The 17,252-nt window shown below is 34.8% G+C and carries 11 protein-coding genes, 19 tRNA genes and 1 pseudogene; 29 read left to right on the plus strand and 2 right to left on the minus strand.

The window, feature by feature from the left end; translation table 11 throughout:
- Positions 1-39 precede the first annotated feature (39 nt).
- The 3 genes and pseudogenes from secG to OW730_RS08675 all read left to right on the plus strand — a co-directional run.
- Positions 40-273 (plus strand): preprotein translocase subunit SecG, encoded by a 234-nt coding sequence (gene secG, locus OW730_RS08665; RefSeq protein ID WP_271228650.1) that lies wholly within the window; start codon positions 40-42, stop codon positions 271-273.
- Positions 274-314: 41 nt separating this feature from the next.
- On the plus strand, positions 315-2,351 hold the full coding sequence (locus OW730_RS08670; protein ID WP_271228651.1) for a sodium-translocating pyrophosphatase: 2,037 nt from the start codon (positions 315-317) through the stop codon (positions 2,349-2,351).
- A 278-nt stretch (positions 2,352-2,629) separates the two neighbouring features.
- Positions 2,630-2,926: pseudogene (locus OW730_RS08675) on the plus strand (YerC/YecD family TrpR-related protein); the annotation flags it as partial.
- 383 nt (positions 2,927-3,309) lie between these two features.
- Here the strand turns inward: OW730_RS08675 and OW730_RS08680 are convergent.
- Entirely contained in the window at positions 3,310-4,689 is a 1,380-nt protein-coding gene (locus OW730_RS08680) for a tryptophanase (protein ID WP_271228652.1), read from the minus strand.
- 317 nt (positions 4,690-5,006) lie between these two features.
- Between OW730_RS08680 and pcrA the strand changes: the two genes are divergently transcribed.
- The 15 genes from pcrA (at position 5,007) to OW730_RS08755 (ending at position 11,503) form a co-directional block, all read left to right on the plus strand.
- Positions 5,007-7,238 (plus strand): DNA helicase PcrA, encoded by a 2,232-nt coding sequence (gene pcrA, locus OW730_RS08685; RefSeq protein WP_271228653.1) that lies wholly within the window; start codon positions 5,007-5,009, stop codon positions 7,236-7,238.
- 17 nt (positions 7,239-7,255) lie between these two features.
- A complete protein-coding gene (gene ligA / locus OW730_RS08690; protein ID WP_271228654.1) occupies positions 7,256-9,244 on the plus strand; it encodes an NAD-dependent DNA ligase LigA in 1,989 nt (662 codons plus the stop codon).
- A gap of 101 nt (positions 9,245-9,345) precedes the next feature.
- Positions 9,346-10,317, plus strand: a complete 972-nt coding sequence (locus OW730_RS08695) for an aminoglycoside phosphotransferase family protein (protein WP_271228655.1) — start codon at positions 9,346-9,348, stop codon at positions 10,315-10,317.
- A gap of 148 nt (positions 10,318-10,465) precedes the next feature.
- Positions 10,466-10,540, plus strand: a tRNA-Glu gene (locus OW730_RS08700).
- A 5-nt stretch (positions 10,541-10,545) separates the two neighbouring features.
- A tRNA-Val gene (locus tag OW730_RS08705) sits at positions 10,546-10,621 on the plus strand.
- A 20-nt stretch (positions 10,622-10,641) separates the two neighbouring features.
- A tRNA-Asp gene (locus OW730_RS08710) sits at positions 10,642-10,718 on the plus strand.
- Between the two features lie 5 nt (positions 10,719-10,723).
- Positions 10,724-10,799: transfer RNA gene (locus OW730_RS08715), tRNA-Thr, on the plus strand.
- Between the two features lie 17 nt (positions 10,800-10,816).
- Positions 10,817-10,891 (plus strand) — tRNA-Glu (locus OW730_RS08720).
- Between the two features lie 5 nt (positions 10,892-10,896).
- Positions 10,897-10,972, plus strand: a tRNA-Val gene (locus OW730_RS08725).
- Positions 10,973-10,993: 21 nt separating this feature from the next.
- Positions 10,994-11,070, plus strand: a tRNA-Asp gene (locus tag OW730_RS08730).
- A 5-nt stretch (positions 11,071-11,075) separates the two neighbouring features.
- A tRNA-Thr gene (locus OW730_RS08735) sits at positions 11,076-11,151 on the plus strand.
- 17 nt (positions 11,152-11,168) lie between these two features.
- Positions 11,169-11,243: transfer RNA gene (locus tag OW730_RS08740), tRNA-Glu, on the plus strand.
- 5 nt (positions 11,244-11,248) lie between these two features.
- Positions 11,249-11,324, plus strand: a tRNA-Val gene (locus OW730_RS08745).
- A gap of 21 nt (positions 11,325-11,345) precedes the next feature.
- Positions 11,346-11,422: transfer RNA gene (locus OW730_RS08750), tRNA-Asp, on the plus strand.
- A gap of 5 nt (positions 11,423-11,427) precedes the next feature.
- Positions 11,428-11,503, plus strand: a tRNA-Thr gene (locus OW730_RS08755).
- A 32-nt stretch (positions 11,504-11,535) separates the two neighbouring features.
- Here the strand turns inward: OW730_RS08755 and OW730_RS08760 are convergent.
- Complete coding sequence (locus tag OW730_RS08760; RefSeq protein WP_271228656.1) at positions 11,536-12,942, minus strand: hypothetical protein; 1,407 nt, start codon at positions 12,940-12,942, stop codon at positions 11,536-11,538.
- A 95-nt stretch (positions 12,943-13,037) separates the two neighbouring features.
- Between OW730_RS08760 and OW730_RS08765 the strand changes: the two genes are divergently transcribed.
- The 11 genes from OW730_RS08765 to OW730_RS08815 all read left to right on the plus strand — a co-directional run bounded on the left by OW730_RS08765 (position 13,038) and on the right by OW730_RS08815 (position 17,247).
- Positions 13,038-14,030 carry an AIR synthase family protein gene (locus OW730_RS08765; protein ID WP_271228657.1) on the plus strand — a complete coding sequence of 331 codons (993 nt, stop codon included), beginning with the start codon at positions 13,038-13,040 and terminating at the stop codon, positions 14,028-14,030.
- Positions 14,031-14,041: 11 nt separating this feature from the next.
- Positions 14,042-14,749 carry a ribonuclease PH gene (gene rph, locus OW730_RS08770; RefSeq protein WP_271228658.1) on the plus strand — a complete coding sequence of 236 codons (708 nt, stop codon included), beginning with the start codon at positions 14,042-14,044 and terminating at the stop codon, positions 14,747-14,749.
- 369 nt (positions 14,750-15,118) lie between these two features.
- Positions 15,119-15,715, plus strand: coding sequence for an XTP/dITP diphosphatase (locus tag OW730_RS08775; protein ID WP_271228659.1), 597 nt, complete (start codon positions 15,119-15,121; stop codon positions 15,713-15,715).
- Positions 15,715-16,185: a metallophosphoesterase family protein gene (locus tag OW730_RS08780; protein ID WP_271228660.1), complete on the plus strand. Its 471-nt coding sequence runs from the start codon at positions 15,715-15,717 to the stop codon at positions 16,183-16,185. Before OW730_RS08775 ends, OW730_RS08780 begins: the two co-directional genes overlap by 1 nt.
- Positions 16,186-16,645: 460 nt before the next feature.
- A tRNA-Pro gene (locus OW730_RS08785) sits at positions 16,646-16,722 on the plus strand.
- Positions 16,723-16,729: 7 nt separating this feature from the next.
- A tRNA-Gly gene (locus tag OW730_RS08790) sits at positions 16,730-16,803 on the plus strand.
- Positions 16,804-16,807: 4 nt separating this feature from the next.
- A tRNA-His gene (locus OW730_RS08795) sits at positions 16,808-16,883 on the plus strand.
- Between the two features lie 6 nt (positions 16,884-16,889).
- Positions 16,890-16,965 (plus strand) — tRNA-His (locus OW730_RS08800).
- 5 nt (positions 16,966-16,970) lie between these two features.
- A tRNA-Gln gene (locus OW730_RS08805) sits at positions 16,971-17,045 on the plus strand.
- Positions 17,046-17,078: 33 nt separating this feature from the next.
- A tRNA-Leu gene (locus OW730_RS08810) sits at positions 17,079-17,163 on the plus strand.
- Positions 17,164-17,171: 8 nt separating this feature from the next.
- Positions 17,172-17,247, plus strand: a tRNA-Gly gene (locus OW730_RS08815).
- The last annotated feature ends 5 nt before the right edge of the window (positions 17,248-17,252 follow it).

Raw genomic sequence — 17,252 nt, forward strand, 5'->3', positions numbered from 1 at the left:
AATATTGTTGTTGTTATATCTTTTTTTAGGAGGTGCAATATGGAAAACGTTTTAAGAGTTTTACTAGTAATAGTTTCAGTAGCTATAGTTGGACTAGTAATGATACAACCAAGTAAAAGTCAGGGACTTGCAGGATTAATCACTGGAGGATCTAACGAAAACTTTTTTGCCAAGAACAAAGTAAAGACAAAAGAGAAAGTTATGGCTAGAATGACTGTTGTATTATCTGTGGCATTTGTAGGTATTGTTATTGCTTTAAATTTAATTAAATAAATAAAATTTAATATTTATGCTTGAAAGGGGCGCATGACTTAATGAACTATCTATTATGTGGTTTAGTAGGTGTTTTTGCGTTGATTTTTGCCTTTGTATTAGGTAAAGGAATCAATAGTAAAAGTGCTGGAAATGAAAAAATGAAAGAATTAGCTGGATATATCCAAGATGGAGCTATGGCTTTCTTAAAGAGAGAATACTTCTATCTAGCTATATTCGTAGGAGCTGTATGTTTACTTATCCTAGTTGCTTTAGGATGGCAGACAGCAATAGCATTTGTTGTGGGAGCAATCTTCTCTATCTTTGCTGGTTACTTTGGTATGAGAATTGCTACAAGTGCTAACGTAAGAACTGCTGAGGCAGCAAGACATGATCAGAAAGGTGCTTTAGAAGTTGCTTTCTCTGGTGGTGCTGTTATGGGAATGAGTGTTGTTGGTTTAGGTATTTTAGGTGTATCTATACTTTACACTGCATTCGGTGGAGAAGTTGTTTACTTAACTGGATTTGGATTAGGTGCTTCTTCAATCGCTTTATTTGCTAGAGTTGGTGGAGGAATCTACACTAAAGCTGCAGACGTTGGAGCTGACCTAGTTGGTAAGGTTGAAGCTGGAATTCCAGAGGACGATCCAAGAAACCCAGCAGTTATCGCTGATAACGTTGGAGATAATGTTGGAGACGTTGCTGGTATGGGAGCTGACTTATTTGAGTCATATGTTGGATCATTAATATCTGCAATTACTCTTGGAACAGCTGCTATGGCTGCTGGATTTGAGTCTGTTATGGATAAAGCTGCAATTTTATTCCCATTCTACTTATTAGCAGCAGGTATTATTGCTTCTGTAGTAGGTATCTTAATTGCTAGAAAGAGCAATGCTGATAATCCTCAAAAAGCCTTAGATAGCGGAACTTATATAGGTGGAATTATTGTTGTTATTGTTTCTGCTGTTCTAAGTAACATGTTATTTGGAAGATTTGATGCATTTATAGCTGTATTCGTTGGTTTAGTAGTTGGTATGTTAATTGGAAAAATTACAGAGGTTTATACTTCTGCTGATTACAAGCACGTTACAAACATAGCTGAACAGTCTCAGACTGGTGCTGCTACAAACATTATTTCAGGATTAGCTGTTGGTATGAAATCAACGATGATTCCTATAGTATTAATCGCTGTTGGTGTATTAGTTTCTTTCTACGTAATGGGAGGAAACACAAATGCTACATTTGGTCTTTACGGTATAGCATTATCTGCTATCGGAATGCTTTCAATAACTGGATTAACAGTTGCTGTTGATGCATACGGACCAATCGCTGATAACGCTGGTGGTATTGCTGAGATGGCTGGACTTCCTAAAGAAGTTAGACAAATTACTGACAAGCTAGACTCTGTTGGTAACACTACTGCTGCTATCGGTAAAGGATTCGCTATCGGATCTGCTGCTTTAACTTCATTAGCATTATTTGCTGCATTCGCACAAGCTGCTAATATTACTGGAATTGATTTACTTAACCCAATTACTCTTGTTGGATTGTTAATCGGTGCAATGTTACCATTCATATTTGGTGCATTAACTATGGAATCTGTTTCTAAAGCTGCTAACGAGATGATCGAAGAAGTTAGAAGACAGTTCAAAACTATCCCTGGTATCATGGAAGGTAAAGGTAAGCCAGACTACGCTAAGTGTGTTGATATTTCAACAACTGCTGCATTAAAAGAAATGATGCTACCTGGTATCATAGCTATCGTATGCCCAATCGGTATCGGTCTTCTTTTAGGAGCTGAAGCGTTAGGTGGATTCTTAGGTGGAGCTGTTGCTTCTGGAGTTCTTGTGGCTATATTCATGGCTAACTCTGGTGGAGCTTGGGATAACGCTAAGAAGTACATCGAACTAGGTAACTTTGGTGGTAAAGGATCTGAAACTCATAAAGCTGGTGTTGTTGGAGATACAGTTGGAGATCCATTTAAGGATACTTCAGGACCTGCAATGAACATCTTAATCAAGCTTATGACTATCGTTTCACTTGTATTTGCTCCATTAATTGCTGAGTACGGTGGAATCTTATTAAACTTAATAAAGTAATTTATTGTTTTTAATATATGAAAAGACTATCTAAATTTTAGATAGTCTTTTTTTCTGCAGAAATTATGTCATAATAAATATTAAATCAAAATCAAATAATGTTTGTTATAACAATAAAAGGTAAAAAATTGAACAATAACCTTTAAAAAATCTTAATATTGAAGGAAAACTTTCATCAAAAAATAAAATGCAATATTTTATCGAAATTTAGTTACAAATATTAGTGTTTTATAGTATAATGAAATAAAGTGTTAAATTTATATACGGGGTGTAATAGCATGAATGATTATAATAGTAAATTAAAGAGTGAAGAGATGGATTTTTTGTTTAAAGTGATCTTATCTTTAGAGACACTGGAGGAGTGCTATAGCTTTTTTGAAGATATCTGCACTGTAAATGAAATTAATGCTATGAAGCAAAGATTGCATGTTGCAAAATTATTGATGGAAAGACGTACATATTTGGACATAGCTGCCACAACGGGAGCAAGTACGGCTACTATCAGTAGAGTAAACAGAGCGTTAAACTATGGAACAAAGGGCTATAAGACATTATTCGAGAGAGTAAGTGAAAGAGAAAAAATGGAAAAGATGAAATTTAAAGAACCGACGCTTAGTTGGTTCTCTTTTTATGGAGATTTGTTAATTCGTATGAAGAATTTAAATGTAGGAAAGGTTAAAAGAAGTTGAAAATTGAAAGTTGAAAGTTGAAAACGAAGGAGGTTTCTGCATTCGCAGAAACTACATTATATTGTTCTTTAGGGTAAGTGGTTTTAACTCATTTTAACTTTAGATAAAATATTGTATTTAAAGTACAAGGTTTCACAAAAGGGAAACGAGTAAAGTTTTATTGCTTATTTAACAATAAAATGTAGGTTCTGACCTTTGGGAAGAACCATCCATCGTTTTCCGTTTTCAATTTTCAGTTGTCAACTAAAAAAAGCCCATCAGGGCTTTTTTTACTCTATTGGTTTAAGTCTAGCAGTAAAGTGTCTTAAGATTTTTGGTTCATAAGTAAAGTCTAATCCTTTAAGAGTGTGAGCTCTATCTTTAATTCTTATAAGAGCATCTGCAATGATATCCATATGAGCTTGAGTGTAAACTCTTCTTGGAATAGTTAATCTTAATAATTCTAATGGAGATTCAACTTGTTCTCCTGTTTCAGGATCTCTACCTAGTAGGAATGATCCGATTTCAACTCCTCTAACTCCTGATTCTATATATAGTTCATTAGCTAATGCTTGAGCAGGGAATTGATCTGCTGGTATATGAGGAAGAATTTTTTTAGCATCAACGAAAACTGCGTGTCCACCAGTTGGCCACTGAATAGGAATACCACCGTCCATTAATTTTCTTCCAAGGTATTCAACTTGGCTAATTCTATATTCTAAGTAGTCCTCATCTACACCTTCTCTAAGTCCTCTTGCAAGGCACTCCATATCTCTTCCAGAAAGTCCGCCATAAGTAACGAATCCTTCCATAGGAACAACTCTTGAACGAGCAGCTCTGAATAATTCTTCATCTTCCTTGATTCCTATCATACCACCCATGTTTACAATGGCATCTTTTTTAGCACTCATTGTGAAGGCGTCACCATAAGAGAATGTTTCTCTTACTATTTCAACGATAGATTTATCTTCATAACCTTTTTCTCTTTTCTTGATGAAATATGCATTCTCTGCAAATCTTGCAGCATCAATAACAATCTTTAATCCATATTTATCAGCAATTTCTCTAACCCCACGGATATTCTCCATAGAAACTGGCTGACCTCCAGAACTATTACAAGTAACTGTAACAATTATAAATGCGATGTTTTCAACGCCTTTTTCAACGATGAAGCTTTCCATTTTTTCAAGATCAAAATTACCTTTCCAATCGTAGTACTCAGTAGTATTGAATGCTTTTTCAGTTACAAAGTTCATAGCTCTTCCGCCGCTAATCTCAACATGAGCTTTTGTTGTATCAAAATGCATATTAGAAAGTACATATTGACCTTTTTCTTTTATCAAGCAAGGGAATAATACTTGTTCAGCTCCTCTTCCTTGGTGAGTAGGTATCATTAAAGGGTATCCGATTATTTCTTTTACTGAATCCTCTAAGTTATAAAAGTTCTTACTACCTGCATAGGACTCATCTCCAAGCATAAGACCTGCCCATTGATTATCACTCATAGCACCAGTTCCACTATCAGTTAGTAAGTCTATATATACTTCTTCAGATTTTAGAGCGAATGGATTATAACCAGCATTTTCTAATGCCACTATTCTCTCTTCTCTAGAAATCATTTTCATAGGTTCTACCATTTTAATTCTAAAAGGTTCTGCAACGTATTTCATATTTGTTCCTCCTCGTGAAAATTATAAAGAATATTAAGAAAATTATCTCTATTTAATATATTCAATGTAAGATCTTAATATCCTTCTAAATACGAAAGAAATTTGTCAGAAAATTTTAAAATTGAATTTAATGATTCACTCTGATATAGTAGTAAAGAAATAAAATTGAATAAAACAATAAATTTAGAACTAATGTTTGTAATATGGTTACAATATATACTTTTGTGGTATAATTATAGTTATTGAAAAGAGATAGATTGATTAAAGAAAAACTATATTTGGATTTTAGAATTTAAGAAGTATAGGAGGGGTTCAATTTGAACTTGAAGGAACTATTAAACAGGGAACAGTATGAAGCAGCAACACATATTGAAGGTCCATTGCTTATATTAGCTGGAGCAGGTTCAGGGAAAACTAGAGTTTTGACATATAGAATAGCGCATATGATAAAGGAAAAGGACATATTTCCATATAACATATTAGCTATAACATTTACAAATAAAGCAGCTGGAGAAATGAGAGAGAGGGTTAAAAAGCTTATTGGCGAGAGAGCTGAGGGGATGTGGATCTCAACTTTTCACTCATCATGTGTTAAAATTCTTAGAAGAGAAGCAGAACATATGGGATTCAACAGTAATTTTACAATATATGATTCTTATGATTCAAAAGCATTAGTTAAACAATGCATGAAGGAGATAGGAATTGACGAAAAGGATATAACAGACAAAGAAATCATAGGCACAATATCAAAGTGTAAAAATGAACTTAAGACAGCAATGGATTTTAAGAAACAAGTTCAGGATAATTATAGAAAGAATAGGATTGCTGATGTATTTTTATTATATACTAAGAGATTAAGAGCAAATAATGCAATGGATTTCGATGATTTAATATTCAATACAGTACAGTTATTTGAGAAGAATCCTGAGGTTCTTGAATTCTATCAAAGAAAATTTAAATATATAATGGTGGATGAGTATCAGGATACAAACTATGCCCAATATAAGTTAGTTAAATCACTAGCAGAGGGATATAACAATATTTGTGTTGTTGGAGACGATGACCAATGTATTTATCAGTGGAGAGGGGCAGATATTCAAAATATCCTTGATTTTGAAAAGGACTTTAAAAACACTAAGGTGGTTAAGCTTGAACAGAACTATAGATCAAAGGGTGCGATACTTCAGGCTGCAAACAGTGTAATAAAATATAATTCAAAAAGAAAAGATAAAGTACTGAGAACTGAGCAAGTTCTTGGAGAGAAACTTAGAATATATAGAGGTTTTACAGATAAAGATGAAGCAGCCTTTGTTGCTAGAGAGATAAAGAAAATTAGAGAGGATAGTTCTTTACACTATAGAGATTTCGCAATACTATATAGAATGAACTCTCAATCTAGAACATTTGAGGATGCCTTCAGAAGAGCATCAATACCTTATAGGATTCTTGGAGGGCTTAGATTCTATGATAGAAAAGAGATAAAGGATGTTATGGCATATCTTAAAGTCATAAATAACCCACAGGATGATATAAGTCTGCAGAGAATAATTAACGTTCCAAAGAGAGCTATTGGAGATGCTACAGTACAGAAAATAAGAGATTTTGCACAGGAAACAGATGAGTGTCTTTACAGTGCGATTCTGGATATAGATTTTATACCAGGACTATCTTCAAGAGCAAAAAGTTCAGTGAATAAATTCTTAAATCTTATGAATGGATTTATTGAACTTAGAGAAGATATGACAATTTCTCAGATAATCAAGAAGATTTTAGAGGATACTGGATATATGAAAGCATTAAAGGATTCTAAAGATCCAGAGGATGAGAGCAGAGTTGAGAACTTAAAGGAATTGGTTTCTGAAGCAGTTGATTTTGAGAATAATAATGAAGATAAGAGTCTAGAAGCTTTCTTAGAGCAAGCAACTTTAGTATCTGATACTGATAATTATAATGAAGAAGATGATAGTGTGGTGCTTATGACAGTACACGCTTCAAAAGGGCTAGAGTTCCCTGCGGTATTTATGGTAGGTATGGAGAATGGAATTTTCCCAAGTGATGCTTGTTTTAACAGTAATGAAGAGATGGAAGAGGCGAGAAGATTATGCTATGTTGCCATTACTAGAGCAGAGGAAAAGTTATATCTTACTTCTGCAGAACAGAGAATGGTATTTGGTAGAACAAGTTGTCATCCACAGTCAGATTTTATTGAGGAAATTCCTCTAAACTTAAAAGAGACTGTAGGAAGTGGTAACAGAGCGGTTAATAGATTGGGAGCAAATAGAACACAAACTTTAAAGAAAGAGTATAATCCCCATGCATTAGGAGCAAAGAAAAGTTCATATTCAAATAGTGCTGTGAATAATTCAGCTGGGAGCAAAGTAAACTCTAAGGAGTTTGTTCCAGGTAGAAAGATACACCATCCTAAATTTGGAGAGGGAACTATAATTACTGCTGCCCACAGTGGTGATAAAGCTATGCTTACTATAGCATTCAGCAATATGGGAATTAAAAAGCTTGATAGTTCTATAGCACCACTTAAACTTTTATAGATGAGCGAGGATTTGAGATGAGTAAAGAGAATAGAATGGAAGAATTAGTTGAGTTATTAAATAAATACAGTCATGCGTATTATGTACTGGATGAACCTACTGTTTCAGACAGTGAATATGATAGATTATATGATGAATTAGTGGCTCTTGAAAAAGAATTAAACAGGGTATTACCATACTCACCAACACTTAGAGTTGGTGATGTGGTGCTGCCTGAATTTCAAAAATATAAGCACAAGGCAAGACTTTGGAGTTTAGATAAAGCTCAGAGTATTGAAGAAATAAAGGATTGGCATAAAAGAAATCTTAAATTTATAAAAGATTATAATGCTTTAAATCAAGAACAGTTACCTGAACCGTTATATATACTAACAAAGAAATTTGATGGATTAACTCTGAATGCTACTTATGATACAAATGGAATTATGGTTACATCAGCAACTAGAGGAACAGGGGAAATTGGAGAAAATGTAACAGCACAGGCTAAGACAATTAAAAGTCTTCCACTTAAGATTAACTGTAACTATGAGTTTGAAATACATGGTGAAGCATTTATGACTACAGAAGCATTTGATGAGTATAATAAAGTATCTCAAACACCTCTTAAGAACTTAAGGAATGGGGCTGCAGGTGCTCTTAGAAACTTAAATGTTAAAGAAACAGCAAGAAGAAATCTTTCAGCATATTTCTATGATATTGGATACATAGATGGATATAGATTTGATACTTATAGAGAGATGTTAGCATTCATAGAGGAAAAAGGATTTCCTATGGATGATTATGCAGTAGAGTGCAGAACTATTGAGGAGATACAAGAACAGCTTGATTATATTGAAAGTATAAGAGGGGATCTTAACTACGATATAGATGGTGTTGTTTTAGCTATTGATGATATAAAGACTAGAGAGTTAATGGGATACACTGTAAAATTCCCTAAATGGGCAATTGCATATAAATTTGCAGCTGAAGAGGCTACAACAAAGCTTTTAGAAGTAGAATGGAATGTTGGTAGAAGTGGAAGGGTTGCTCCTACGGCAATTCTAGAGCCGGTTGATATTGGTGGAGTAACTGTAAAAAGAGCAACGCTGAACAATATGGATGATATAGAGAGAAAAGGTGTTAAGGTAGGTGCTACAGTATTCCTTAGAAGATCAAATGATGTTATTCCTGAGATTATGGGGATAGTTAAGGGGACTGATGAGGATGCAGAAGAGATCATAGTTCCAGAAGTTTGCCCAAGTTGTGGTGCAAAAGTTAAACAGGATGGTGTTCATTATTTCTGCGAAAATTCTCTATCATGTAAACCACAACTGGTTAAAAGCATAGTTCACTATGGATGTAGAGAAGCAATGAATATTGCTGGATTTAGTGAGAAAACAGCTAGTCAGTTATTTGAAGAACTTCATATAAAATCTCTACCAGATCTATACAGAATGAAAAAAGAAGATTTAGTTAGCCTTGAGAGATTTGGTGAGAAAAAAGCTGAGAAGCTATTGAGTGCAATTGAAGGAAGTAAGGATTGTGACCTTGCATCATTCTTATATGCATTAGGAATACCTAATGTAGGTAAGAAAACAGCAAAGGATATTGTTGCTACATTTAAAAGTTTTGAAGGTATCAAGAATGCTAATTTTATGGAACTTGTTGCAATAAAAGATGTAGGAGATAAAGTTGCAGAGGGTGTTCTGACTTTCTTCCAAGATGAGAAGGTAATGAGCAATATTGAAGAGTTATTTGAATTAGGAGTAAGTCCTAAATTTGAAGAGAGCGTAATAGAAGAAAGTGCATTCACAGGAAAAACGGTTGTTGTAACTGGAACTCTTCAGAACTTCAAAAGATCTGAGATTAAGAACAAGTTAGAAGAACTTGGTGCTAAAGTTGCAGGAAGTGTAAGTAAAAAGACTGATATGGTTATTTACGGTGAGAATGCTGGTTCTAAATATGATAAAGCAGTTGAGCTTGGAGTAACAACTATAACTGAAGAAGAATTTATGGGAATGATATAAAAAACAAAGAATAAAGAATGATTTGATGTATGTAAATAACTGGTGATATAATAAATATCACCAGTTATTTTTCTTTAGGAGAATGAATTAAGGAGGGCTATATGGGGAATAAAAATGTTAGGTTATATGAGCATATAAATATTGATAAAGAGGAAGTACAAGAAATATTTTATAAATATGACAGTAAGCTTGAAGTGATAAATTATATTTTAATACCAGAAGGGTTGAGTACCAGCAATTATATTATAGAAATTAAAAACAGCTCTAAAAAGTTTTTACTGAAAATTTATCCTGAAGGTAGAGGTAACAGTGAAATTGAAGTAGCGTCCTACAATTATATAAAAGAATATGTTAATGTTCCTAATATATATTTATTTGATGAGAGTAAAACAATTTATAATAAACCATATGTAATAATGGAGTATATAAATGGTATTACTCTAAAAGAATATATAATTAATAATAAAAAATTCCCTGATAATATTGCATATGATATTGGTAGGATATTAGCGCTAATTCATAAGCGTGAATATAAGGAGATGGGATTATTAGATAAAAATTTAGACATTGCTAAGAGTTTAATTCCTGTTGCTAACTTGCATGAATATTATTTGAATGGGGTTGCAGGGACGCATATTGATAGTAAAATAAAAAATGAAATTCTTGAATTTATTGATGAAAGCACCGAAATGTTAAAGGAGTTAGAAAGAACCTATGTATATTCACATGGGGATTTTTATCCTTCAAACATTTTAATAGAAAATAAAGGAAACAGCCTTTGGGTTATAGATTTTGAATATAGTTTATCTGCACCTATATATTATGATATAGGGAAGTTCTTTAGACAAAGAGAGGAGATAGATAAATATATAGAAAAAAGTACATATGAGAATTTTATTAATGGATATAATACATATGGAAAAAATAAAGTATCTAAGGAGTGGTTTAAGCTTGCCAAACTTTTAGATATGACTGGAATGTTAGCTTTGATAAATAAAAAAAATCCACCTATTGAATGGGTAAAAGCAATAGAAAATGTACTGGTTAATTCATTAAAGATATTAAAAAATTAAGTTCTTTTTGTAAATAGAATGTGCTAATATATGAAGTTGTTTGTCTAAATGATTAATTTTGTGTGTTTTCACAATATTTTTAATATATCTACTTTGAAAAAAAGCTTGAAAGTTGTTTTTAGCTATGATATATTATTACATGTGGCAAGGCCCATTGGTCAAGCGGTTAAGACACCGCCCTTTCACGGCGGTAACAGGGGTTCGATTCCCCTATGGGTCACCAAATGTGGGAGCATAGCTCAGCTGGGAGAGCACCTGCCTTACAAGCAGGGGGTCACAGGTTCGATCCCTGTTGTTCCCACCACATTTTTTATAAAACAATATGGCCCAGTGGCTCAGTTGGTTAGAGTGCCGGCCTGTCACGCCGGAGGTCGAGGGTTCGAGTCCCTTCTGGGTCGCCATATATGCTGGCATGGCTCAATTGGTAGAGCAGCTGACTTGTAATCAGCAGGTTGTAGGTTCAAGTCCTATTGCCAGCTCCATTTTCAAAATTTAACAAGGCCCATTGGTCAAGCGGTTAAGACACCGCCCTTTCACGGCGGTAACAGGGGTTCGATTCCCCTATGGGTCACCAAATGTGGGAGCATAGCTCAGCTGGGAGAGCACCTGCCTTACAAGCAGGGGGTCACAGGTTCGATCCCTGTTGTTCCCACCACATTTTTTTATAAAACAATATGGCCCAGTGGCTCAGTTGGTTAGAGTGCCGGCCTGTCACGCCGGAGGTCGAGGGTTCGAGTCCCTTCTGGGTCGCCATATATGCTGGCATGGCTCAATTGGTAGAGCAGCTGACTTGTAATCAGCAGGTTGTAGGTTCAAGTCCTATTGCCAGCTCCATTTTCAAAATTTAACAAGGCCCATTGGTCAAGCGGTTAAGACACCGCCCTTTCACGGCGGTAACAGGGGTTCGATTCCCCTATGGGTCACCAAATGTGGGAGCATAGCTCAGCTGGGAGAGCACCTGCCTTACAAGCAGGGGGTCACAGGTTCGATCCCTGTTGTTCCCACCACATTTTTTTATAAAACAATATGGCCCAGTGGCTCAGTTGGTTAGAGTGCCGGCCTGTCACGCCGGAGGTCAAGGGTTCGAGTCCCTTCTGGGTCGCCATGTATGCTGGCATGGCTCAATTGGTAGAGCAGCTGACTTGTAATCAGCAGGTTGTAGGTTCAAGTCCTATTGCCAGCTCCATAAAAAACCACGATATTAATATCGTGGTTTTTTTATTCTTTATTTTCTTTTTCAATATCTAAATATTTTTCAAGCATTATGAAAAGATAGAAAAGGTGCATGTTCTTTGTGCTATCAAAAGTTGTCTTGCTTTGTTTGAACATATCTTTTTTCTTAACATATGTGATTTTCTTTGTGAAAACTGAAGCAAGCTCTAATGTTTTAGGGGTTCCTATAGAAGGAAGTTTAAAGTGTTGTTCATCTAAGAGGTCTTCAGCTTTACAAGAGAAGTCTTTATATCTCTCAGGATCATCTAGACTAGGAGAATCAGGCCAACTAAGGATAATACCAGAGTTTACAAAACTGTTCTTATATAGACCTATACACATTCTGTTAATGTCGTCATCATCTTGATTGTGTACTGATGTTAAATAAGTCATTATAAAGTAGAGTATTATCTCATTTGATGAATAACTCACCTCTTTATTATCAGGGTCTTTAAAGAGATTCTGAATATCGCTGTTATAATGTTTGCTTAGTTTATAAAATAATTTATCACAATCATCCTTATACTTTGTTATGCTTGTATTTTTATACATAAGGTAATAGTTCAAGTATAGCATTAGATCCACATCCAATTTTTTTCCTGATGTAGATTGGGAATACTCGTCATGACTATCTCTTAACAGATCATTCAAATCCATAAGTAAAGTCTTAACTTCAAACTCTCTGCTATAAATATAGAAGATATTTAATGCTAAACATAATTTGACTATTTCGCTGTAAGGTAATGAGTAGAGTTCTTCTCTGTGTGTCATGAACATCTTAAGAATATCATAAGCAAATAATTTGAAGGATTTACCTTCTTCCTCTTCAAGTGTAAGAGAGCACTTGTAGTATGCGCACATCATGAAAGCTTGGTGAGAGAATTTAAAAGTTCTTGCCTTATCTTCAAATTTATAATCACCCATAAGAGGATCAGCTACATCTAACATATTTACAAATAGTCCCTCTTGATTTCTTAAATGATTACCGTAAAATTCTAGTTGTTTTTTTGCTAGTTCTTTGTAAATCTGAGCTAGTTTATACTTATTGTTTTTTATGTTCTCAAATTGTATATAATACTCGCTTAACTCTAGAAGTGACAGTGTTAAGAAAGCATTACTTGGAATATCAACTTCCTTCTTGAATTTACTCTCATTCCATAACATTTTATCGTGTTTGAACGTTATTTTAGGGCTAGCTTTTTTGTATAAGCAGAGCAGTGGATAAAAGCTAGATTTTGTGTTATTATCAAAATTAGGTATATTCTTGGTGAAATCCTTAAAGGATACTTGAATACCGCATTTTGAATTTAAAGCTAGTGTTTTTATTGTCTCCTTTGAGAGATGAAATATCTGGGTTTTGATATTGTCTAACGTAAGAGAATTTAATCTTAAAAAAGGTCCTATATATTTCAAAAATCACACCACCATATAATAATCCTTATAAGAATAATATGAAAGATAAATCAAAAAAGTGCTTGTCCACGCAAAAAAAACGGAGGGAATTTATAATGAATGAGGGAAAATTGAATTGGGATGACCTTACGGAGCTCATTTCTCAAAATAGAGGGTACCAAAGGGAAGAAGTGAGAGTTAAAAGTGGAGTAGGTGAAGATTGTACCGTTATAACTTTTGGAGATGAAGAGTGTGTACTATCTACTGATCCAATAACAGGAGCAGAAGAGGGGATAGGAAAACTTGCTTTTAATATAAATATGAATGATATAGCATCAAGCGGCGCTGAACCAGTTGGGATTATGGTAACAATATTGGCTCCTGTTGGAACAAATTATGACAAAATAATAAAGGTTATGAATGAAATACATACTGAAGCAGTTGAACATAAAGTTGAGATTATTGGTGGTCATACTGAAATAACATCAGCAGTAAATAGAATGGTGGTATCATGTACAGCTGTTGGTAAAAATAAAAAAGGCCAGTCTGTAGCGACTAAAGGATGTGAAGTTGGGGACTCTATAGTTGTAACAAAAGAACTTTGTCTTGAAGGAACGGCAATACTTGCTTTTGATTATAAGGAAAAGATAAAAGATATTATTCATGAGAATAAAATAAAAGAAGCTCAGGGTTATGCAGATCAATTGAGTGTTCTAAGAGAAGGTAGGATTGCAAGGGACTTTGGAGTTAGTTCAATGCATGATATAACTGAAGGTGGATTGCTTGGAGCTTTATGGGAAGTAATTGAGGCATCAGGTAAAGGATTTAGAGTACATAAAGAAACTCTTCCAATAACTGATGTTACAAAGGAATTCTGTAAAGTTTTTAATATTGACCCTCTGAAGTTTATCTCATCAGGGAGCATGCTCATAACATGTAAAGATGGAGAAGGGCTTGTGGAGAGGTTAAAAGAAAATGGAATAAAGGGAACAGTTATTGGTGAAGTAACTGAAGAAGAGGCAATATTGATTGATAATGATAAAGAGGTTTATGTTGAGGCTCCAGAAAGAGATGAGCTTTTCAAAATTGAACTAAATGATACTATATAGGAGGAAAAAGTATGAGAAATAATAGAAGTAACAGTGATATAAGAGAGGTAAGCATTCAGACGAACTATACAAAACACGCTGAAGGTTCTGTACTAATAGCGTTTGGAGATACAAAGGTATTATGTACAGCGATGATAGAGGATAAAGTTCCACCATTTTTAAAAGGATCTGGAGAGGGATGGATAACTTGTGAATACAGAATGTTACCAAGTTCAACTATTACAAGAAAGCCAAGAGCTTCCTCAAAGGGAAAAGTTGATGGAAGAACAATGGAGATTCAAAGATTGATAGGAAGATCTCTTAGATCAGTAGTTGATCTTTCAGCATTAGGTGAGAGAACTATATGGATTGATTGTGATGTTTTACAAGCTGATGGAGGTACTAGAACAACTTCAATCAATGGAGCGTACATAGCATTATGTCATGCAGTAAATAAATTAATAGAAGATGGAAGTCTTAAAAAGTCACCAATCAATGGTCAAGTTGCAGCAATCAGTGTTGGTATAGTTGATGGAGAACCATTAAGTGATTTATGTTATGAAGAAGATAGCAGCGCTACAGTTGATATGAATCTTGTAATGACTTCTAAAGGTGAATTTATAGAAATCCAAGGAACTGGTGAAGAAAGACCGTTTACTAAAGATGAGCTTAGTCAGCTTATGAGTATTGGTGAAGAGAGCATTAAAAAGGTTATTGATATACAGAACGAGTATATATAGATTCTGTTGATTTGTAATAGAGAATCATTATGACATAAAACATAACTGAACAGTTGAAAATGGAAAGTGGAAAACGATGGAGGTTTTGCTCCGCAAAACTGCATTTTATTGTGCTTTAGAACAAGAGGGGTTTACTCATTTTATCTATAGATAAAATATTGTAATTTAGAATACAAGGTTTCATCAAGATGAAACGAGTAAGTTATTCATGTCCGAAGAACAATATGATTAAAATTTCTCGAAGAGAAATATCCTACGTTTTCAACTTTCAATTTTCCACTTTCAACTTGCTTTTCTAAAGCACAATGGTTTCTTATTATGATATAAAAACTAAATAGAGTTGATAAATTTAAATAGTAGGTGGATAAGATGAAAAGATTAATAGTGGCGAGTAATAATGCTCATAAAATTGAGGAAATAAAGGATATATTAAGTAAATTTTCATTTGATGTTGTTTCAATTAAAGAGGCAGGGGTAGATATTGATATAGTGGAAGATGGAGAAACTTTCATTGATAATGCTGTAATAAAAGCAAAAGCTATTAAGGAAATATTTAATGATGATTTTGTTTTATCGGATGATTCAGGGTTAATGGTGGATGCGCTTGGTGGTGCGCCAGGTGTTTTCTCAGCAAGATATGCAGGTGAACATGGGAATTCAGAGAAGAACAATGAGAAATTGTTAAGAGAAATGAATGGTGTTCCAGAAGAGGAGAGAGGGGCACAATTTGTGTGCGCTATGTGCTTTATTGATGATAAAGGCGAGGTTATAAATGTTCAAGGGGAAGTAAGAGGAAGAATTATAGAGGAGTATAGAGGGGGAAGTGGATTTGGTTATGACCCATTATTCTTTGTTCCAGAGAAGGGGATGACCTTTGCTGAAATGGGAGCTGAAGAGAAGAATAGTATGAGTCATAGAAGTAGAGCCCTTGAAAAACTTTCAAATGTTTTAATGGAGAAGAAGTAATGAAAATAGCTGTTTTAAGTGATACTCACGGTAATAGAACCATGATGAAGTGTGCAGTGGAAAAAATTCTACATTGTGATGTGGTGATTCATCTTGGGGATAATGATAGAGACGTGGAATATTTAAAAAAATATATTAACGTTCCTTTCTACGTGGTGAAAGGGAACTGTGATTTTGGATCTAAGGAACCTAGTGAGCTATTTCAGCATATTGGCGGTAAAAAGGTATTAATGACTCATGGACACAAATACAACGTAAAATACAGCCTTATGAGCCTTATGTACAGAGGATTAGAGAATGAGGTTGATATTATACTTTTTGGTCATACTCATGTACCTGTAAAGGTGTATAATCAAAATGTATTAATAATGAATCCAGGAAGTGTAGGAAATCCAAGAATGGGTCCAGCAACTATAGGGATAATTGAAATTATAGATGACGTTATTTATCCATCTATAGTAGAGATATAAAAAAAATAAAGAACAAATATCAAAGAACAGAGAACAAATCATGATATCTTTCAGTGAACTAAAAGCTTTTAGATTGATAAAAGCGTAGGGTTAAAGAAAATATTTAGAGTTTTTCTTTGTTCTTTTTATTTTTAATGAAAATTACACTTGAAATACGATATTTTATCATAAAGAAAATAAGCTAAAAGTTAATGTTCTATAGAATAATAATTTGTAGTTTCTGCGAATGCAGAAATATCCAACATTCTCAAATCTCAATTTGTTTTTAAGCACGCTTGCGTGCTGCTATATGGGGTGTGCGTAAGGGTTTGGACATTTTATTTATAAAATGCTTATTTTTAAATGAATAAAATCCTTATTTTTGCTATAAAAAAGTTCTCAAAAAGTGTTGACTTATTTTTTTGAATGGTGTACAATAATCCTTGTCGTCGGGAAAGAGTTTCCGAAAAGAAAGAGTCAACGGGGTGTGGCGCAGATTGGGAGCGCGCGTGCTTTGGGAGCATGAGGCCGCAGGTTCGAGCCCTGTCACCCCGACCACTTTCTTGCGGGTGTAGTTCAATGGTAGAACTCCAGCCTTCCAAGCTGGTAGCGTGGGTTCGATTCCCATCACCCGCTCCATATGGTGGACGTAGTTCAGTTGGTAGAGCGCCAGATTGTGGTTCTGGTTGTCGTGGGTTCGAGTCCCATCGTCCACCCCATATATGGTGAATGTAGTTCAGTTGGTAGAGCGCCAGATTGTGGTTCTGGTTGTCGTGGGTTCGAGTCCCATCATTCACCCCACATATTGGGATATCGCCAAGCGGTAAGGCAACGGACTTTGACTCCGTCATGCGCAGGTTCGAATCCTGCTATCCCAGCCATTTTACTTAATAAAGTAAAATAACTTATGACGTGCAGGTGTGGCGGAATTGGCAGACGCACTAGACTTAGGATCTAGCGCCTTCGGGTGTAAGGGTTCGACTCCCTTCACCTGCACCATACATAATGCGGTAATAGCTCAGTTGGTAGAGCGCCACCTTGCCAAGGTGGAGGTCGCGAGTTCGAGCCTCGTTTACCGCTCCATAAAA

The sequence above is a fragment of the Oceanirhabdus sp. W0125-5 genome (assembly GCF_027938815.1).
Lineage (GTDB): Bacteria > Bacillota > Clostridia > Clostridiales > Clostridiaceae > Oceanirhabdus.